Origin of the sequence: Vibrio sp. D54 (assembly GCF_021728075.1) — a bacterium.
Classification (GTDB): domain Bacteria; phylum Pseudomonadota; class Gammaproteobacteria; order Enterobacterales; family Vibrionaceae; genus Vibrio; species Vibrio alginolyticus.
Window position 1 is genome coordinate 118,019 of sequence record NZ_JAKKCS010000003.1, and the last position, 20,322, is coordinate 138,340.

Here is a 20,322-nt window from a genome sequence, read left to right on the forward strand (position 1 = left end):
AGGCATTTTAATATTTATAAGTTAACGAGTTAAAAGAGGTACGCCAATCGAACGCACCGAGGCGTAAATTTGCTCATCTATGGTAATTGTTACATGCGTGACAGAAGCGTTTCCTATCGACAACGTCGAATACCACTTGGGGTTACGCCAATCTAACTCCAATACATGAGCAAGAATCATACGAATGACGCCACCATGCGTGACGATAAGTAGATTGTCATTGATATCGTTGATGATTTGAGACCAAACGCGACATATGCGCTCAGAAAATGTGCTTAAGCTCTCAGCATTCGGCAACGTATGTTGTGCTGGCGATTGCCAAAAAGCATCTAGCTTTTTCCACTGCTCAGTGAGCATATCAAAAGGCATACCATCAAAATCACCAAATGCCATCTCTTGTAAAGATTCATCCGTCATTACTGGTAATAATTGCTGTTCAGCAATGATGTTTGCCAGTTCTTGACAGCGTGAAAGCGGAGAAGAAATTATTCCACCCACACCTCGTCCACTCTCAGCCCAAGCCCGAGCAATACTCTCTTGATCAGCAGGCGTAACTTTTACATCTGTTTGGCCATGGAGTCCTGGTAGAGCGTCTACTTTTCCATGACGCACAAGATAGATATTGAGTGTTTTCATTTTGTTCCATTCTACTCTTTAAGAACCAACGGCAAACCAGCAGCAACAAAGGTAACACGATGGCAAACACTGGCTAGTTTTTGATTCATCCGTCCTGCATTATCCACAAAATAACGACTAACCGCCCCCAGAGGTACAATGCCCATTCCAACCTCGTTAGAGACGAATATTAACGTCGCATCTGAGCCATGTACCACCTGTATAAGCTTTTCAATTTCTGCTTCTAGCTTCTCATTGGAACATTCATCACCTAACTCAAATATCCAATTGTTGAGCCACAAGGTTAAACAGTCGATCAATACAACATCGGTGGTAGCGAAATTTGTCAGTAACTCAGATAAATGAAGGTGGCATTCATGCTCTTGCCACTCGCCCCCGCGTTGCTTTTGATGATGCGCTATTCGCTCTCGCATTTCTTGGTCAAATGGCAGCGCGGTTGCAACATAGTGTAATGCTCGCTGAGAAGCGACCGATAATTGCTTAGCTGTTTTTTCTGCCAAATGCGACTTCCCAGAGCGCGCGCCACCGAGTATCAATTGCTTCATGAGGAGTGATACAACCCAATCATAGTGAGATAAACAAGCAGTTCCGATAGCTGCTGTGCTGCGCCAAGGCAATCCCCCGTAAAGCCGCCAATTCGCTTGGTTAACCAACGTTTGAACATCAAACGAAATACAACGAGAACAAGCGATATCAAGATCGCATACGTGATCCCAAGCACAAGCAATGTTATGCCACCAGTAAACAACAAAATGGAGACTTCCAGAGAAGACTGGCGGCTTGCCAGCGGTTTACTTTTCGACGTATCACTGTCACTGACATAAGGCATGTCATAAATAAGCGTCGCTGCTAGTGCTCGGCTTGCGGTGTAAGCGACGACAATGACCAACCAAAAGTGCGGCAAGTTAGCCAGTTCACTCCAAAAAACATACTTAGCCAATAACGCCATAATGAGAGTGGCGGCACCATAAGTGCCAATACGACTGTCTTTCATAATAGAGAGGCGTCGCTCTACGGTCATGCCACCGCCAATGCCATCCGCCATATCGGTCAAGCCGTCTTCGTGAAAAGCCCCAGTTAACAATAAGCTAAACACCATCGTTAATACTATGGCAACCGACTCTGGGAAAAGAATTGAGGTGAGCGAAAATACCAAAGCGCAAAGCGCTCCAAGCACGAGACCAACTAACGCGAAGTAACGGCCTGCCTGATTCATGCGTTCTTCACTGTAAGGCAACGCTTGGGGCACGGGTAAGCGGCTAAAAAAACTGGTAGCTAATAGAAATAACTCCCACTGGTATCTTAACGATGACGGCGTGACTTTCTCAGAATTATCAGGGACTGACACTAAACTGTAACTCCTGCACTCTCGAAGCTCGCCATTTTGTTGTAAAACTGGGCGGCAGCTTTTAACAAGGGTAAGGCAAGAGCGGCTCCTGTTCCCTCCCCTAGCCGTAAACCAAGGTCGAGCAGAGGTTCCGCTTTTAGATGTTCCAATACAAATTTATGTCCATTTTCTTCAGAGCGATGGGCAAACAACATGTATTCACGCGTTTCTTCATCTAGCAACGTCGCAATATAAGCCGCTACCGATACGATAAACCCATCCACTAAAACTGGAGTTTTAAGCCGCTTGGCTTCTAAAAAAGCGCCCACCATTTGTACGATTTCAAAACCTCCAACCTGTGCGAGAATCGCTTTGGTATCAAGACCTCGACATCGGTTTACCCCCTGTGCTACCAGTTTATATTTGCGGCTCAACTGCTGTTGATTGATTCCGGTGCCAACGCCAACACAATAATCAATATCTAATGAGCTCAGCGCCGATAACAGTGCTGAGGCCGAACTGGTATTACCGATGCCCATCTCGCCGAACATTAAGAGGTTTGAACCATGCAAAATGGTATGCTCAGCAATCTTCGCACCATATTCTAAACCTAACGCCACTTGTTCTGGGGACATCGCGGATTGTTTAGAAAAATTAGCCGTACCGTTACCCAACCGTTGTTCAACCAAGTTGGGATGGGATTTAAATTCTGGAACAAGCACATCAATAGGAGCCAACATGCCGCAATCTATTACTTTGAGTTGAATGCCATTGATGTCGCAAAAACAGTTGATGGCTGCGCCGCCAGCGAGAAAGTTAGCCACCATTTGCTGAGTGACTTCGCTTGGCGCAATGCTCACACCCTCCTCTGCAACGCCGTGATCTCCAGCAAATACCAGCATGCTTGGTTTGCAGATAGCGATGGAATCAACTGGCTGAGGTTTATTCTGACTTTGAATAAGAGCTAACTGCAGTGCCACCTTTTCCAATAAGCCTAAAGAACCGACGGGTTTGGTTTTGTTATCTATGCGTGCTTGTATCTCCGCAGCAAAAGAGTCATCCATTTTTTACGTTCCTTTGATGTTGTCTGGGTGAGAGGTGTTCTGTTGTTCAAGAGGTCTTGTTCAGCGACAGTTTTTGCGCGCCCACTATTGTATACACTTGCATCCAATTGGGGCAGCGCTAATCAAGTTTATCTCAGGATAGTCTGCCGAGTTCGCAGAGCGTCTCACCTTTCTTGCACGAGATTATAAGTAACTCGTTGAAATCCGCTACAATAGCTTAGACTATGTTCCCATATAGGAGAAAAGATATGGATAACAACACCTGCGCAATCATCGCCGGTGCAACTGGCTTAGTAGGCTCAAAAGTCATTGCAAACCTCATAAATCAATCAGGTGTTGGAACATTATATTATCTTTCTCGCCGCCCACTCGATGGCGTCCTAGATGTGGACAACAAGCTTATTCCTCTCATTGATGCAGACCTTTCTATCCACCAATGGGATGAGAACCAACCAACACCAACCATCGGCTTTATCTGTTTAGGCACGACCCTTAAGCAAGCAGGCAGTAAGGATAATTTGCGTAGAGTAGATGTTGATCTGGTGTGCAAAGTCGCCCAACAAATGAAAACAATCGGAGTCAAACGCCTTGCGGTTGTTTCTAGCCTCGGTGCAAATAGTAAATCGCCATCCCATTACTTAGCTTGTAAAGGACAAATGGAACAACGAATCGAAGCTATGGATTTTGAGGAAATCGTATTTGTTCGCCCAGGCCCGCTTGTTGGTCAACGTCAAAACCCAAGAATGGACGAGAAGTTAGTACAAACTCTGTTTAAGGTAATTCGCCCACTTATGCTTGGCAAACTGTCCAACTTTTTACCTATTCGAGCAGAAGATGTCGCCAAAGCGATGATTTATCAACTTTTCAGTTATCAAGAAGACTCGGTGGTTTACTTACAAAGGAAAGAAATGCGTGACTTACTGCATCACTACGAATAACCATTTTGTACAATTAACGTGCTAATTCACACTCTCACGCGACTTAGATCTCGTTTTTATATTCATTTTAGATCTAGCTAATACCCGTTTGTCATTTTTAAAGTTATATCACGAGCGTTATCTTACGCTCCATAAATAAATCCGTATAAAACCCCGTATAAAAAACAACCGCCACTTCGGCTGGTTGATAAGGTCAAATTATGAATTTTGCAGTGATAGCCTCTCTAGCCGTCTTTGTTGGCATATTGTTCTTTCTATTTAATCAACAACAAAAGAAACACACTCTTTCACGTCTCGTTTTGATCGGTCTTGTTACCGGTTCTCTTTTTGGTCTTGCTTTGCAACTCATTCACGGTGAAGGCAACAGCGCAATTGCTCAAACACTTGAATGGGTAGGCATTGTAGGCAGTGGCTACGTTGGTCTACTGAAAATGGTCATCATGCCACTAGTGTTGGTATCGATGATCTCTGCAGTTGTTAAATTGGAGAAAGGTGGCTCTTTAGGTAAAATTTCTGGCCTGACCATCTCTGTTCTTCTAGTAACGACTGCAATTGCTGCACTTATCGGTATCTTGGTGACAACCACATTTGGCCTTTCAGCAGAAGGTTTAACTGAAGGCGCGCGTGAAACCGCTCGTATCGCCGTTTTAGAAAGCCGTGCCGGTACAGTAAGTGACCTAACTATTCCTCAAATGCTAGTTAGCTTCATTCCAACCAACCCATTTGCTGATCTAACAGGTGCTCGCTCTACATCAATTATCGCTGTTGTGATTTTCGGCGTGTTAACTGGTATCGCCGCTCGTAAAGTGATGATGGAAAAAGCAGAGTTGGAATCACCGATTCGTACTTTCGTAGAAGCAGCTCAGTCAATCGTTATGCGATTAGTGAAGATGATCATGGCGCTAACGCCATACGGCATCGCAGCACTGATGGCAAAAGTGGTAGCGACATCAAGCGCAGGCGACATCCTAAACCTACTTGGCTTTATTGTGGCATCTTATGTTGCTATCGCACTGATGTTTGTTGTTCATGGCGTATTAGTCTCTTTTGTCGGCGTTAGCCCTGCGGAATACTTTAAGAAAATCTGGCCTGTACTGACCTTCGCGTTTACATCTCGTAGCTCAGCAGCAACAATTCCACTAAACGTAGAAGCGCAAATCACGAAGCTTAACGTTCCACCAGCGATTGCAAACCTATCAGCATCGTTTGGTGCCACTATCGGCCAAAACGGATGTGCAGGTATCTATCCTGCAATGCTTGCAGTGATGGTAGCTCCGACAATGGGCATCAACCCACTTGATCTACACTTTATCCTGTCATTGATTGCGATTATCACCATCAGCTCATTTGGTATTGCAGGTGTCGGCGGCGGTGCGACGTTTGCAGCCTTGATTGTTCTTCCTGCAATGGGCTTACCTGTGACCATCGCGGCACTGCTTATCTCTATTGAACCACTGATTGACATGGCACGTACCGCACTAAACGTTTCAGGCTCAATGACTGCGGGTACAATTGCTAGCCGAGTGCTGAAGTCACCAGAAAGTGAAGCAACATTGGAAGAAACACGAGCATAGAACTCAAATTCCTTCCAAAGCGATAAAACATAAAATATCAAGCCGATGGTTCGCCATCGGCTTTTTTCATTTTCAAAAATTCAACTTGCATCTTTCGTTGCTAGTCAAGGCGTTGAATGGTCTAATACTGTCATCGGTTTTGTAAACGGTAAGCAGAATGCACCAAGATAATCAGCCCACTTTTTTCTTCTTTGATTATGAGACATGGGGAACTAACCCCGCGAAAGATCGCCCAAGCCAGTTTGCTGGTGTTCGTACAGATGAAAACTTTAATATCATCGGCGAGCCTTTAGTCATGTACTGCCAGCCACCTGCTGATTATCTTCCGTCTCCTGAAGCTGCGCTTATTACTGGTATTACTCCGCAAAAAACGGTTCAAGAAGGCCTTTCTGAGCCTGAGTTTATCGCTAAGATTCACGCTGAACTCGCGAAACCAAATACCACCAGTTTAGGCTACAACAGCATTCGCTTTGATGACGAAGTGACCCGTTATACTTGTTATCGCAACTTTATCGATCCATACGCATGGAGTTGGCAAAACGGTAACTCACGTTGGGATTTACTCGATGTACTACGCGCGTGCCATGCCCTTCGCCCAGAAGGCGTAGAATGGCCAGAAAACGAAGATGGCTTCACTAGCTTTAAATTAGAACACTTGTCTGTGGCTAACGGCATAGAACATAGTAACGCGCACGATGCCATGGCAGATGTGGTTGCGACTATCGAAATGGCAAAGAAAGTAAAAGCAGCGCAACCAAAATTGTTTGATTACTTTTTTTCTATGCGCCAAAAGCGCAAGCTCAATGATTTAGTCGACATCGTCAACATGACACCGTTGATGCACGTTTCAGGCATGCTAGGGCGCGAATGTCAGTACACTAGCTGGATTGTACCTGTTGCTTGGCATCCAACCAATAATAACGCCGTTATCACCATCGATTTAGCGAAAGACCCTCAACCTATTCTTGAGCTATCCGCAGAAGAGCTGCACGAAAGACTCTACACTAAGCGCGAAGATCTTGGTGAATTGCTACCAGTGCCAGTTAAACTAGTTCATTTGAACAAATGCCCTATTCTCGCCCCTGCAAAAACGTTAACGGCTGAAAATGCGGAGTCTATTGGCATTGATCGCCAGCAATGTCTCGCTAATCTCGCTTTGTTGCGCCAACATCCTGAAATTAGAGAAAAGCTGATTAGCCTCTTTTCAGTCGAGCGTAAATTCGATAAAAGTGATGACGTCGATACACAGCTTTACGACGGGTTCTTTTCTCCGGCTGATCGCGCAGCTATGGATATCATTCGAGAAACCGACCCGAATAATCTTGCTGCATTAGACATTGAATTTGATGACAAGCGTATTAAACCTCTATTGTTCCGCTATCGTGCGCGTAACTTCCCAGGCACATTAGACGAGCAAGAACAAAGACGCTGGGCACTACACTGTCGAGAAGTGTTTGAAAGCCGAATTGAAGAGTACATGCTGAATTTAGAAAACTTAGTTCACGAACATGAAAGTGACGAAAAGAAGATTGCGATATTAAAATCCGTGTACCGTTATGTAGAGAGCTTAGCTTCCTAACTCCTCCTAATACAAGCGCACCTTATGGTGTGCTTGTTGTTTATATACTGTCAAAATGATTAAAGAACGATTCTTACAACTGATCCAACTGCTCATTTCAATCTTCCTCATCATGGGAGCACTTGGCATCGGAATTACCATTCAAAAGTTCACTGGCGTTTCCGTTCCAGGAAGTGTCATCGGTATGCTCGTACTGTTTTTCTCCATGACTCTTGGGCTTGTAAAAGTCGACTGGGTCAAACCGGGCGCCACGCTATTTATACGCTATATGATCTTATTGTTCGTTCCTATCAGCGTCGGATTAATGCAGCATTTCGATTTACTACTCGCCAATGCGCTCCCTATCATCGCTAGCGCAGTTGGAGGCTCACTCATTGTACTAGTCAGCCTCGCTTGGCTGCTGGACTACTTGCTAAAGGAGAAGCACTGATATGTGGTTAGTTGTTACCATTGCGGTTTTTCTTGTCGCGCGCCAAATCGCAATCAAAGTGAATAATCCTCTAGCAAATCCTTTGCTGATCAGTATTGCAGTGCTCATTCCTTTGCTTACTTACTTAAATGTACCGTTTGAAACGTATTATGCGGATAACGAAGGGATCAGTTTTTTACTTCAACCAGCCGTAGTTGCTCTGGCTTACCCGTTATATGAACAACTACCACAAATTAAAGCAAACTGGCGAATCATCACTTTTGCTTGCACAGTAGGCAGTGTGATGTCGATGATGACAACCACCTTGATCGCAGTCGCTTTCAAAGCGGATATCAGTTTAATCGCAAGTCTAGTGGGTAAATCCGTCACTACGCCAATAGCAATGGAAATTTCGAGTCACCTCGGTGGTGAAGCTGCCGTTGCGGCGATCTTGGTTCTGATTGTCGGTTTATTGGGCGCAATTTTGGCATACCCAATTTACAATTTGATTGGAATTAAACACCCGATTGCACGTGGTCTGACAATGGGTACAGTCTCTCATGCCTTAGGCACCGCTACTTGTGCAGAGAAACAGCCCATAGATGCCGCGTTCTCATCACTCGCATTGGTTTTATGTGGGATCATAACTTCTATTTTGGCTCCAAGTTTTTTTGCTTTGGCGGTCTGGCTATATCAATAGTTAAGCGCTCTCGGTCTGCCCTCCTTCCGGCAGGCCGTAGCCTTTCCATTTCTTACTTATCCCTTTCAAAATCCTATCTTATCTAGCAACCTCACCCAGTAATACCGTGAAGGGACTTGATCGAGATATACATTCATAGCATTAGCATTCTAGCTGCTACCACTCGCTCTAGATTACGTAAGTATAAAGTAGCATAGCGGTAAAAGTCGCGTTGGTAACATACTCCTGCTCCTTGGTCATATGAATATATACTGATATGGTTAATTGTGAGACGGAGATAACGCTTCACACCTGTGCAATCGAATACATGTGTGAGCTCACTCTAATTATGTAACAGAATTATCAATTGCATTATTTATCGTGATCTAACGCACGGAACATTTCTATCTTTCACATAGAATAACTGTCCATGCAATAACAAGGATTCAACATGAAAAGTCGCATTGAACAGGCGCTAGCAGGCGCTCCAGAAGCACTTTCCAAACAACTTGCTCCTATCATCCAAGCTGATGATTTTGATGCTACGCTTTCAGTTCAACAATTTGAGCAGTTGCTTTCAGCTACCGGTCTATCAGACAAAGAGCTTCGTGTTGCGCTACTTCCTTTTGCCGCAGCGTACTCCTATGCTCCCCTTTCTGACTTTTATGTCGGCGCTATCGTTCGTGGTCTTTCAGGTCGCCTTTACTTCGGTGCCAACATGGAATTCTTTGGTGTACAGTTGGGTCAAACGGTTCACGCAGAGCAGTCTGCGATTAGCCATGCTTGGATGAAAGGCGAACGTGGTGTTAAGGATATCACTATCAACTTCAGCCCATGTGGTCACTGCCGCCAGTTCATGAATGAGTTATCTACCGCAAACGAGCTTAAAATCCATCTCCCAGAACGCGAAGAAAAGTCACTTCATGAATACCTGCCTGAAGCCTTTGGACCAAACGATCTCGGTATCGAGTCCGGCTTAATGGCAGAAGTTCAACACCAGTTCTCATGTGATGATGAAGATGCACTCATCCAAAGTGCAGTTGAAGCGATGAACATGAGCCACTCTCCATACACCAACAACTTGAGTGGTTTAGCATTAGAGATGACTAGCGGCCGTGTATTCCAAGGCGCTTATGCAGAAAATGCAGCGTTCAATCCTAGCTTGCCGCCGTTACAAGTTGCGCTAATCCAAGTTTTACTTGCGGGTGAAACCTTTGACAACATCAAAGCCGCTGCATTGGTAGAGAACTCAGAAGGTAAGATCAGTCATTTAGCCGATACGCAATCAACGTTGGAAGCGTTGAATCCAGATATTCCGCTTAGTTTTGTCAACGTATAAACGACAAATTCAACAAAAAGCTCTACATGTTGTAGAGCTTTTTTACTACCTAAAAACCAAAAACAAACGTTTGCTTTGTCATGAAACTTCAGTATGATCTCCTGCAATTTCTGTCTCATCACTCTATTTTGTAAGGGAACACTATGTTTGGCACTGCAACTAGCGCAAATGCTACCCGTGTATTACTTTTAGGCTCTGGCGAACTCGGTAAAGAAGTCGCCATTGAATGCCAGAGACTTGGTTTAGAAGTGATTGCTTGTGATCGCTATGCCAATGCTCCAGCGATGCAAGTCGCTCACCGTAGTTATGTTATCGACATGTTAGATGGGAACGCCTTAGAAGAAGTTATTACGAAGGAACAACCTACTTACGTCGTACCAGAAATTGAAGCCATCGCAACCGGCAAACTGGTAGAGCTTGAAGAGAAAGGACTGAATGTTGTTCCAACCGCTAAGGCAACCAGGCTAACAATGAATCGTGAAGGTATCCGACGTTTGGCAGCAGAAGAACTGGAATTGACGACTTCACCTTATCGTTTTGCAGATAACTTTGAAGACTTCAAAGCCGCGGTTGAGCATGTGGGTATTCCGTGCGTGGTGAAGCCTGTGATGAGCTCTTCAGGTAAAGGGCAAAGTGTTATCAAGACCGAAGACGACGTTACAAAAGCATGGGATTACGCTCAGGAAGGCGGGCGTACGGGTGCAGGTCGCGTTATCGTGGAAGGTTTTATCGACTTCGATTACGAAATCACTTTATTGACCATCAGAGCCGTTGACGGTGTGCATTTCTGTGCTCCAATTGGTCATCGTCAGGAAGATGGCGACTACCGCGAATCATGGCAACCGCAAACTATGTCAGAAAACGCAGTAAAAGCAGCTGAATACACGGCTGAGAAAGTGGTAAACGCGCTCGGTGGCTACGGCATCTTTGGTGTAGAGCTATTTGTTAAAGGCGATAAAGTCATTTTCAATGAGGTCTCTCCTCGCCCTCACGATACGGGTATGGTTACAATGATTTCACAGGAAATGTCTGAGTTTGCTCTCCACGTGCGCGCGTTTACCGGAATGCCAATTAATAATATTGTGCAATATGGCCCATCTGCGTCTGCTGTTATTCTTGGACAAGGGACTTCCACAAACATTCGCTTTGAAAACCTAAGCAAAGCTTTAGCTCAACCTCAAACACAAGTTCGTCTATTCGGTAAGCCAGAAATCGATGGTCGCCGCCGTTTAGGTGTTGTCCTTACGCGACGAAAAACCACCGAAGAAGCCGTTCAAGATGCTGTTGAAAGTGCTTCAAAAGTGAATATCATTTATTAAATACGAACCACTCATACAAAAATAGCGCAGCTCAAATTGCTGCGCTATTTCGTGTTCCAAACCGAAGAGAGCCTATTCACTCTCGATTAAGTACACTTCTTCAGAGAAGCGACTTAAGCCTTTTTTCGCAATTTTAGGATGATTCTCGTCAGCTTCATCTACGTTCAAACAAGTAACTTTGTAACCTGAAAATAACTGCTCAATCTCTTCGACCGGCACGCTAAATGGAGGCCCCGCCATCTCTTCTTGAGGATAGTTGAGTGTAACAAGCAAAATACGACCGCCTGGATTCAAAAGTTGCTTGAGACGCTCTACATACTCCTGTCGCATATCTTGCGGTAAAGCAACCAACGCGGCGCGATCATAAATGATATCGGCTTGAGATACTGGTGCAGTGAAAAAGTCCCCAGTATAAATAGAGAGCTCATCAAATTGATAAAGCTCGTGCATGCCATTAAGAGGCGTTACCGTTGGCGTGTAAAAATGTTCAGCAAAAAAGGCACGCACAGCAATATGGCTTAGCTCAACACCTTCAACCGAATCATGCTTCATCGCTAGCCAAATCAAGTCTTCTGACTTTCCACATAAAGGAACTAACACTTTATCTTCACGCTTTGGATTTGTGTGTTTCCAATATACTGGTAATAGCGGGTTTACATCTTCCAAGTGAAATCCGATTTGATTGCTGGCCCATTTGTTATGCCAAAATTCTTGGTCTCTCATTTTACTTTCTACTTGTCGGCTGTTTTCATTTTGAGAGGTAAGACTAACGTTTTTTTTCAATTTGTCTATGCCGTTCATCTTTGGTTAATACTGCGGTGATAGGATGTAATCGGTCTCATAGGAGACGCGCCTTTATCTGATAATCAGAATAAAGAAAAGAGAAATGGTGATCTAACGCACGATTCTACTTCAAGATAAAACTGAAACCTTGGAATCTTTCGTAATGGCCCCATTTATAAGTTAGTACCTGATTTGCCGAACTTAGCGACCTTTATGTTCCCTATTTTCTAAGTACAAGCAAGTTAAGGAGAGTGAATGAGCTTATTTCTTCGTACTACAGCATTGATGCTTTTGGTACTTAGCCGTGCACCGGCGTTTGCCGCACTTCCAATTACCCCTGCGCCTAGTGGCGAACAAAATCGTTCAACCAGCCAAAACGAAGTTTGTTCGAAACTTTTTAAACACAGCCTTAGCGGTTTATATGGCATTCAGTCAATCGACACCACACCAACTCAGCCATATTCTGACTTCGACATCCTTTACAGCAAAGCTCACCAAGCACAATTTGAACTTGAAACTATCTGTAAGAGTACCGCACTTCTTAATGACGCTCAGCCATACTTCGCAGGCGTGAAATCCAAACAACGAGCAGAAGAAAAGATAGCTTTAGAATTAGGTGGGAAAGTTGAACGTATTACTGACCTAGCACGTGCAACGATTGTAGCTGAAGACGTCGCGAGCTTAGTCTCCATTTATGAAACTTTAGAGCGTGAAACAACTATTGTGAAAGTAAAAAATCGATTCAAAAAACCTGGCCCTTCAGGATATAGAGACTTGAACTTGCTCGTTCGTTTACCAAAAACAAACCTAGTAGCCGAAGTTCAACTGCACTTGAAAGCAATCGCAGATGTAAAAAGCGGTCCCGAACACGACCTATACGAAAAAATCCAGAAACTAGAACGTCAAGCGATGTTGGAAAAACGTGAGCTAAGCGAAATAGAGCTTGCCTCTATTCGCAACATGCGTACACAGTCTAAGAACTTGTACCAACAAGCATGGCAACCATACTTAACAACGCATCTAGAAGCGGCGTAACCGATATCATTAAGCGTCTCTCATAAACAGAAAAACCACCGCATTGCGGTGGTTTTCATTTGTATGCACACGAATTTTACGCAAAAAAAAGACCACGCCTTAGCGTGATCCATTTATTCGGCTTACTGTACTTTCTTCAGGTTTTCTACACGAGCTTTTAACTTCTGACCCGGGCGAAAAGTCACTACACGTCGAGCAGTAATTGGAATATCTTCACCAGTTTTCGGGTTACGACCAGGTCGTTCATTCTTGTCACGAAGATCAAAGTTACCAAAACCTGACAGTTTTACCTGTTCGCCACTTTCCAGTGCCTTACGAATCTCTTCAAAGAACACTTCCACCGTTTCCTTGGCGTCCCGCTTACTAAATCCTAATTTATCAAACAGGTTTTCTGCCAGTTCGGCTTTTGTGAGCGCCATAAAACTTTCCTCAAAGCTATGTTAAACAATGCTACGTTAGTGTAGCGCCAGAGCAGTTTTACCCTACCAATTCAACAACATATCGGGGTTACATCAGGAAGTGTATGACAAGCTTATGATTTTCGCCAACTTTTTTCTTGGCGAACAAAAGGAATAGCACTACGTAAATTATTGTTAAACGCCAGAAATTTGATATTTTTGTTTTTGTTTCATCTTTATCAGGAAAAACATCCAGATTATAAAACTAAAAGTAGTTTAAATATCAACATTAAACACTATTTAATAAAAATATCAGATATTGGTTATTTAACAGACACTTGACATAGAACTTGTCGTAAATTCAGTGATTTGTATGTAACTCGATACGTAACAATTAGATTAAAAGGTATGACCACCTGTACTTTGCAACTGTGCTTAGAAAGCTTGATTAAACCCACGCTTCTCGCTGTTTAACGATGACGCCATATATAAAGATTGATAATGTGGAAGTTCGTGTATTTCCTCATTAGCTTCTTACACTGCTTCTAGGCGACCATGATTAATCAAATCATAAATATTCTTTTCCCTGTTTTTGCTCTTGTCGGAGTTGGCTATTTGGTCGGTCGTTACATCAAGCCTGACTTTCGCCCAATAAACCGCATTAATATTGAGGTATTTACGCCAGCACTGGTATTTTCGTCACTCGTTAGTATGCCGCTCGATTCAAATCAGGGGCCGCTTCTTTTGGCGGCAATTGTCGCGGTTTTAATTCCCGCACTACTCATGATCCCGGTATGTCGATGGACGTCACTCTCGTTTAAAACCTGGGCGCCACCACATATGTTTCGCAATAGCGGAAATCTAGCTATTCCTTTGTTTACCTATACGTTTGGAGAAATTGCGCTGTCGTCAGCAGTGCTTTTATTTGTCGTATCAGCATGCTTGCATATCAGCTTAGGCGTAATGCTGCTTAGTCATGGCAACCCTTTTAAGCAAATAGTCAAGATGCCAATCTTTTTAGCAGCGTCGTTGGCTCTGTTTCTCAACGTGTCAAATGTGGGTGCATGGGCGCCTTTATACGAAGGCACGGCTCTACTTGGGCAAGCGGCCGTACCCGTGATGCTTTTATCTCTGGGGGCACAAATGTGTCATTTAAGGTTGGACGGTTTAAAGATTGGTGTGTTGTGTACCGTGCAGTCACTGGCAACTGGTGCTGTCGCTTTTGCACTTATTTATTGGTTAATTCCCCTTCCAACGATGCAATTGCAAATGATGGTGCTCTTCACAATGCTGCCGCCAGCCGTCATGAATTACCTATTTGCGGAAAGGCTGAATATAGAACCCATGAAAGTGGCGTCAATGGTACTATTTGGCAACTTTTTCAGCATTCTTACGCTACCTCTTCTGCTTAGCTATACCCTCTCACTCGCTGCCTAACCGCCAACAAGCTATCGTTAGCGTGTATTAGCTGAAAAACAATACGTTCCTAATCTCGGGTAAGGGCCATCCCTAGTTTGGTCTAGTATTTTAAAGTCATGAGGGGTGGTGCGAGCAGTATGGAACTTGAACAACGATAAGGTAATCCTAAAAATAAAAAACCCTGCCAAACTGGCAGGGTTTTCATTTCTTAAGAAGATACGTTACGCGAGATTAGTCACGCAGAGACGCACCAAACATCTCAGAAACGTGAGCAACGATAGCGTCAACCGCACCAGCGATATCTGCATCTTCAAGCGTACGCTCAAGTGACTGTAGAGTCAGAGCAATTGCTAGGCTCTTCTTACCTTCTTCAACGCCTTTACCTACGTAAACGTCGAACAGTTTCGCATCTTTAAGGAACTCGCCACCTTGCTCTAGACAAGCGTTAACGATGTCACCAGATGCAACAGCTTCATCCACTACTACCGCGATATCACGACGGTTTGAAGGGAATTTAGAAAGTGCTACCGCTTCTGGGATCACTTTGCTGTTGATTGCAGACCATTCGATTTCGAATACGATAGTGCGACCATTTAGGCCGAACTTACGCTCAAGCTCAGGGTGAACGGTACCGATCACGCCTACTTCTTTGCCGTCTACGATGATTGCCGCAGATTGACCTGGGTGAAGAGCTGGGTTAGCTTTTTTGCTTTCAGGTGACAGTGCAGCGAAAGAGTACGCTTTTTCGTTCGCAGATAGCTCTAGAATCGCTTCTAGATCGCCCTTAAGGTCGAAGAAATCAACCGTGTTAGTTTCGATATCCCAATGTTCTTCACCGCGAGTACCAGCAATAACACCTGCAAGCATAGGCTCTTGACGCATGCCGTTTTCTGCAGATTCACATGGGATGAAACGTAGGCCATATTCGAATAGACGAACGCGTGGCTGTTGACGCTTCTGGTTGTGAACAACCGTGTTCAGCAGACCTTGGATAAGACCAAGACGCATTGCTGACATGTCTGCAGAAATTGGGTTTGGAAGCACTAGAGGCTCAACACCAGGTACAACTAGCTTTTGTTGCTCAGGCTCAACGAAGCTGTATGTAATTGCTTCGTGGTAACCACGATCAACAAGAAGATCACGAACGCGTTTCAGTGGAAGATCCGCTTCAACGTGGTTGTGCATCTTAAGTGCTGCTGCTGGGTGTTGGTTAGGAATGTTGTCATAACCGTAGATACGGCCAACTTCTTCAATCAGGTCTTGCTCGATAGCGATATCGAAACGCCATGTTGGCGCTACTGCCATCCAACCTTCTTCTGAAGCTTCAACAGTCAAACCTAGACGCTCTAGGATTTCTACTACGTCGCTATCTGCAATGTGGTGACCTAGCAGGTTGTCTAGCTTAGTACGACGTAGAGCAACTTTGTTTGGCTTAGGTAAGTCTGCTTCAGACTCTACTGCAACAACAGGTGCTACTTCACCGCCACAAATTTCAACAAGAAGCTGTGTTGCACGCTCCATTGCGCTTACTTGCAGTGCGTAATCCACACCACGCTCAAAACGCATTGAAGAGTCAGTGTGCAGACCGTAGCTGCGTGCGCGACCACGGATGTGGTCAGGTGCAAAGAATGCACACTCTAGTAGAACGTCTTTAGTCTCAGTTGTTACACCAGACTCTTCACCACCAAAGATACCTGCGATTGCAAGTGCTTTGTTATGGTCAGCAACTACTAGTGTATCTGCGTTTAGTTCTGCTTCGTTGCCGTCAAGAAGCGTTAGCTTCTCACCTTGCTCAGCCATACGAACTACGATGCCACCTTCGATCTTCGCTAGATCGAATGCGTGCATTGGTTGGCCTTGCTCTAGAAGAACGTAGTTAGTGATGTCTACTACAGGGTCGATAGAGCGAATACCACAACGACGCAGTTTCTCTTGCATCCATAGTGGTGTTTCAGCTTGAACGTTTACGTTCTTAATAACACGACCTAGGTAACGAGGACACGCAGCAGGAGCTTTCACTTCGATAGACACTTTATCGTCGATTGAAGGGGCAACTGCTTCTACTGATGGCTCAGTCACGTCAGCACGGTTTAGTACGCCAACTTCACGAGCTAGACCACGAATGCTGAAACAGTCAGCGCGGTTTGCTGTTAGGTCTACGTCTACCGTTACGTCGTCTAGACCTAGGAATTCACGGAAATCAGTACCGATTACTGCGTCTTCTGCTAGTTCCATGATGCCGTCTGACTCAACGTCGATACCTAGTTCAGTGAACGAACAAAGCATGCCGTGAGATGGCTGGCCACGTAGTTTCGCTTTTTTGATTTTAAAATCACCTGGAAGAACAGCACCAACTGTTGCGACTGCTACTTTCAGACCTTGGCGACAGTTAGGTGCGCCACAAACAATGTCTAGAAGCTCTTCTTCACCCACGTCAACTTTAGTTACGCGCAGTTTGTCTGCATCTGGGTGTTGGCCACATTCAACAACGTGACCGACTTTAACGCCAGTAAAAGAACCAGCTACAGGAAGAACGTCGTCTACCTCTAGGCCGGCCATTGTAATTTGGTGAGTTAGCTCGTCAGTAGTAACCGCAGGGTTTACCCACTCACGAAGCCATGATTCGCTGAATTTCATGTTGATGAACCCTCTGGATTACTTGAACTGTTTTAGGAAACGAAGATCGTTCTCGAAGAACGCACGTAGATCGTTCACGCCGTAACGAAGCATTGTTAGACGCTCAACACCCATACCGAATGCGAAACCAGAGTATTTTTCAGGATCGATACCTACGCTACGTAGCACGTTCGGGTGAACCATACCGCAGCCTAGTACTTCTAACCATTTACCGTTTTTGCCTTTCACGTCTACTTCAGCTGAAGGCTCAGTGAATGGGAAGTAAGATGGACGGAAACGTACTTCTACTTCTTCTTCGAAGAAGTTACATAGGAAATCGTGCAGGATGCCTTTCAGCTGAGCAAAGTTTACGTTCTCATCAACCAGCATGCCTTCCACTTGGTGGAACATTGGCGTGTGCGTTTGGTCGTAGTCGTTACGGTATACACGGCCTGGTGCAATGAAACGGAATGGTGGTTTACCATTTTCCATCGTACGGATCTGTACGCCTGACGTATGAGTACGAAGCATCAAGTCTGGGTTGAAGAAGAAAGTATCGTGGTCAGTACGAGCTGGGTGATCAGCGGCGATGTTTAGCGCATCGAAGTTGTGGAATGCATCTTCGATCTCTGGGCCAGCCTCGGTGTTAAAACCAAGTTCGCCAAAGAACTTCTCAATACGCTCTACAGTACGAGTTACTGGGTGTAAACCACCGTTTTCAATACGACGACCTGGTAGTGTTACGTCGATTGTTTCTGCTGCTAGTTTCGCTTCAAGCTCAGCACGTTGTAGTGCATCTTTACGAGCTGCGATAGCTTGCTGAACGACGCCTTTCGCTTTGTTGATCTCTTGACCAGCTTCACGGCGTTCTTCTGGTGGTAGTTTGCCTAGGCTTTGAAGTTGAGCAGTTAGCTCACCTTTTTTACCCAGATACTGAACACGCACTTCATCAAGTGCGACTAGCGATTCGGCAGCTTCAATTGCAGTGCTCGCGCTAGCAATGATCTCTTCTAGATGTTGCATCGTTTCCTCATCTACCTGTAGGTAGTGTCCATAAGGGAGTGATTGGTTTTTTGATAGCTGTACATAGTAGCCAAACCGGGCACCAATGCCAAATTGAATTACGAAAAGAAGAGGTTATTGAATAAAAAGAGCACAAAAACGTCAAAAATGTCATCTTTAGTTAATCTGCCGTTTAGTTGTGCCCTTTTGTTTTAGAAATAGTATTGAATAGATAGCTCGATAAAATCGTCATCTCTAGCGAAGTAGAGCAAATCATTTGGTGTTTCATTTTTAAACAACCAAGCATCAATTTGCCACTTAACGTGATTCGATATTCGGCTCGATGCTTCTAACTTAGCATTGTAAACATTAGCGTTATCTAAATCCTTCGTGATTCCCATCAATACTTCCGTTCCGTCCTCATCATTGAGCGCCCAACGAATACCTGCAAACACATCATTTTGACCGATAGTTTGTGCGTTGTTCCCACGACTGTCATAGAGGTACTCACCAATAACTCCCACATCCCAAACCGTGTCAAATGCACCGACGAAGGTATACTCAAAACCCGTCACAAGACCGACATGATTATCAGCGCTATCTCGATAAACACTTTCTAGTTTCCATAACCAATCGCCAACAATTCCTTGCACATCCAGACCGACATGACTCATCAGAGCGTAGTAAGGCTTTAATTCTCCGTACTCTAAACGAAAGTAAGGATCCCGGTTTGTTCCATATAAATAGCTTAGGCCTACGTCCCAATCGCCAAGCATTTTCGAATATCGAAAAGCCACATCTACGTGCTTCTCTTCTCTGCTTGATTCATAGATAGCATCATCAGAGACAACGGGTTCGGTTCGCAAGCGGCCTTCTGTACCCGCAAACGTTCGTTCCCTAAAGTAAGGTAACAACATTGCGTGGACGGTGCCCCAGTCTTTGAAAGAGGTAAAATGTAACATCGGCTGACCGAGTTTATCTTCACCATCGACGGCTTCAATGGCATCTGTTTGGTTTACTACATCAACTAAATGGGCTGATTCAGTCACTCCCCAAAAGACCTTACTAATCCCAACTCGAAGCTCATAATCATCCCAATAAGTCAGATAAAGTGCCTCTCGTATGTCGCCATGACTTCGCTCATCGTCTAGACCATCCAGACGATAGAAAGGTGTGAAAGTAAAGTTTGCATCACCATTTTGCATCTCCCAGTAAAATTCTGGCTGCAAAACCAATGACGTTTGCGCTTTGCTCTGACCCTGAGAGCCCGTTTTAAAAAACTGACGATGCTCAATATTGACTTGTCCTGCGAGCTCGACGGCAGTCAGAGGCATCGAGTAAAAAAAGGCTGCTGCACTAAGCAACAACCCAGCATTTAATCGCTTCATTTTTCCTCCACTACCTCACTCGCTTCAACACATTCTTATGAAAGTCATTGTCTTGTAATCCAGTGTTAAAACGCATTTCGCTAGTCGTTAGCTCAGTACTTTTTCCTGTTTGATGGTTTGTCATCGCCATAGTGTGCGCTCGCCAATATTGGTTGAGATATTGCTTGTAATCGGAAAAAGAAAGCGTTTTTAACAAAGAGCCTTTGCGGTCGTAAAACTCAACTTTAAGTGGACGATAATGCGCTTTATCTAACCACACCGTTTGCTTGGTATAACCTGAGTTCTTATCGGTCGGAATTTGCTCTACGACGAAAACATCTTGCCCGTTTATGCTGTCATCTTTTAGGTAGTTGAAACGGTATTTTTCAATCTCAAAGGAACTGAGATCCTCATACGCGAATTCACTGCCCATAAAAGGACCTGATTTGTTACGCGACGAAATACGTTTCACACGTTTCAGTGCAGGAAGGTAAAGCCATTGGTCATCGGCACCCACCGTATGAGAATGGTTGAGAAACGCCGTGCCTTTTACATCTCTCGGTTCATCAAATATCGTGAGCCCTTTGTCACCATCGCCATCAACTTCGAGTGATTGTAAGCGCATTAAACGTGTGCTGCTTTCTCCTTGCGCGTTTCGCAGAATCATTTGCATCGTAGCAACAGAATCCCCCCACCCTTCATCACGGGCTTTGCGCTCTTGGGCAATGTCTAGTCCTTTGGCTTCATCCGCCAACACCGCATGACTCATAATAAGCGAGACAGAAAGTACTGATACTTTTAAGGCATTTTTTACTAAATTCATGTTCGATCCTTTAAT

The 20,322-nt window shown here is 44.5% G+C and carries 19 protein-coding genes; 9 read left to right on the forward strand and 10 right to left on the reverse strand.

Annotated elements, in window-relative coordinates:
• Positions 1-21: 21 nt before the first annotated feature.
• From cobC to cobT, 4 genes are read right to left on the reverse strand one after another with little or no spacing between them, the layout of a single operon-like run.
• Positions 22-636 (reverse strand): alpha-ribazole phosphatase family protein, encoded by a 615-nt coding sequence (cobC, locus tag L3V37_RS05150; RefSeq protein WP_154204658.1) that lies wholly within the window; start codon positions 634-636, stop codon positions 22-24.
• An 11-nt stretch (positions 637-647) separates the two neighbouring features.
• On the reverse strand, positions 648-1,181 hold the full coding sequence (gene cobU / locus L3V37_RS05155; RefSeq protein ID WP_237305951.1) for a bifunctional adenosylcobinamide kinase/adenosylcobinamide-phosphate guanylyltransferase: 534 nt from the start codon (positions 1,179-1,181) through the stop codon (positions 648-650).
• Positions 1,178-1,984: an adenosylcobinamide-GDP ribazoletransferase gene (locus L3V37_RS05160; protein WP_237305952.1), complete on the reverse strand. Its 807-nt coding sequence runs from the start codon at positions 1,982-1,984 to the stop codon at positions 1,178-1,180. The genes cobU and L3V37_RS05160 overlap by 4 nt, the downstream gene beginning before the upstream one ends.
• Positions 1,984-3,027, reverse strand: coding sequence for a nicotinate-nucleotide--dimethylbenzimidazole phosphoribosyltransferase (gene cobT / locus L3V37_RS05165; protein WP_005377883.1), 1,044 nt, complete (start codon positions 3,025-3,027; stop codon positions 1,984-1,986). The genes L3V37_RS05160 and cobT overlap by 1 nt, the downstream gene beginning before the upstream one ends.
• Before the next feature lie 248 nt (positions 3,028-3,275).
• Here cobT and L3V37_RS05170 point away from each other — a divergent pair, with 248 nt between their 5' ends.
• From L3V37_RS05170 to purT, 7 genes are all read left to right on the forward strand, one after another.
• Entirely contained in the window at positions 3,276-3,965 is a 690-nt protein-coding gene (locus L3V37_RS05170; protein WP_053350419.1) for an NAD(P)H-binding protein, read from the forward strand.
• Positions 3,966-4,165: 200 nt separating this feature from the next.
• Positions 4,166-5,539, forward strand: a complete 1,374-nt coding sequence (locus L3V37_RS05175; RefSeq protein ID WP_005377885.1) for an L-cystine transporter — start codon at positions 4,166-4,168, stop codon at positions 5,537-5,539.
• 157 nt (positions 5,540-5,696) lie between these two features.
• Complete coding sequence (gene sbcB, locus L3V37_RS05180) at positions 5,697-7,118, forward strand: exodeoxyribonuclease I (protein WP_237305953.1); 1,422 nt, start codon at positions 5,697-5,699, stop codon at positions 7,116-7,118.
• A 55-nt stretch (positions 7,119-7,173) separates the two neighbouring features.
• Positions 7,174-7,548: a CidA/LrgA family protein gene (locus L3V37_RS05185; RefSeq protein WP_213903530.1), complete on the forward strand. Its 375-nt coding sequence runs from the start codon at positions 7,174-7,176 to the stop codon at positions 7,546-7,548.
• Between the two features lies 1 nt (position 7,549).
• Complete coding sequence (locus tag L3V37_RS05190) at positions 7,550-8,227, forward strand: LrgB family protein (RefSeq protein ID WP_005377888.1); 678 nt, start codon at positions 7,550-7,552, stop codon at positions 8,225-8,227.
• Between the two features lie 430 nt (positions 8,228-8,657).
• Positions 8,658-9,545: a cytidine deaminase gene (gene cdd, locus L3V37_RS05195; RefSeq protein WP_237305954.1), complete on the forward strand. Its 888-nt coding sequence runs from the start codon at positions 8,658-8,660 to the stop codon at positions 9,543-9,545.
• A 143-nt stretch (positions 9,546-9,688) separates the two neighbouring features.
• Complete coding sequence (purT, locus tag L3V37_RS05200) at positions 9,689-10,864, forward strand: formate-dependent phosphoribosylglycinamide formyltransferase (protein WP_017633939.1); 1,176 nt, start codon at positions 9,689-9,691, stop codon at positions 10,862-10,864.
• Between the two features lie 72 nt (positions 10,865-10,936).
• Here the strand turns inward: purT and L3V37_RS05205 are convergent, their stop codons facing one another.
• Entirely contained in the window at positions 10,937-11,587 is a 651-nt protein-coding gene (locus tag L3V37_RS05205) for a thiopurine S-methyltransferase (protein WP_137281901.1), read from the reverse strand.
• Positions 11,588-11,902: 315 nt separating this feature from the next.
• Between L3V37_RS05205 and L3V37_RS05210 the strand changes: the two genes are divergently transcribed.
• Positions 11,903-12,682 carry a phosphoribosylglycinamide formyltransferase gene (locus L3V37_RS05210; RefSeq protein ID WP_017821825.1) on the forward strand — a complete coding sequence of 260 codons (780 nt, stop codon included), beginning with the start codon at positions 11,903-11,905 and terminating at the stop codon, positions 12,680-12,682.
• A 122-nt stretch (positions 12,683-12,804) separates the two neighbouring features.
• Here the strand turns inward: L3V37_RS05210 and ihfA are convergent, their stop codons facing one another.
• A complete protein-coding gene (gene ihfA, locus L3V37_RS05215) occupies positions 12,805-13,101 on the reverse strand; it encodes an integration host factor subunit alpha (protein ID WP_005377899.1) in 297 nt (98 codons plus the stop codon).
• Between the two features lie 534 nt (positions 13,102-13,635).
• Here ihfA and L3V37_RS05220 point away from each other — a divergent pair.
• Entirely contained in the window at positions 13,636-14,517 is an 882-nt protein-coding gene (locus tag L3V37_RS05220) for an AEC family transporter (protein ID WP_237305955.1), read from the forward strand.
• A gap of 213 nt (positions 14,518-14,730) precedes the next feature.
• Here L3V37_RS05220 and pheT read toward each other — a convergent pair whose 3' ends face one another.
• The 4 genes from pheT to L3V37_RS05240 all read right to left on the reverse strand — a co-directional run bounded on the left by pheT (position 14,731) and on the right by L3V37_RS05240 (position 20,307).
• Positions 14,731-17,136: a phenylalanine--tRNA ligase subunit beta gene (pheT, locus tag L3V37_RS05225; RefSeq protein ID WP_237305956.1), complete on the reverse strand. Its 2,406-nt coding sequence runs from the start codon at positions 17,134-17,136 to the stop codon at positions 14,731-14,733.
• 18 nt (positions 17,137-17,154) lie between these two features.
• Entirely contained in the window at positions 17,155-18,138 is a 984-nt protein-coding gene (pheS, locus tag L3V37_RS05230) for a phenylalanine--tRNA ligase subunit alpha (protein ID WP_005385470.1), read from the reverse strand.
• A 191-nt stretch (positions 18,139-18,329) separates the two neighbouring features.
• The gene (locus L3V37_RS05235; RefSeq protein WP_231972719.1) at positions 18,330-19,451 is read right to left on the reverse strand and encodes a hypothetical protein; all 1,122 of its coding nucleotides are present in this window, start codon (positions 19,449-19,451) and stop codon (positions 18,330-18,332) included.
• Between the two features lie 64 nt (positions 19,452-19,515).
• The gene (locus L3V37_RS05240; RefSeq protein ID WP_130546019.1) at positions 19,516-20,307 is read right to left on the reverse strand and encodes an outer membrane lipoprotein-sorting protein; all 792 of its coding nucleotides are present in this window, start codon (positions 20,305-20,307) and stop codon (positions 19,516-19,518) included.
• Between the last annotated feature and the right edge of the window lie 15 nt (positions 20,308-20,322).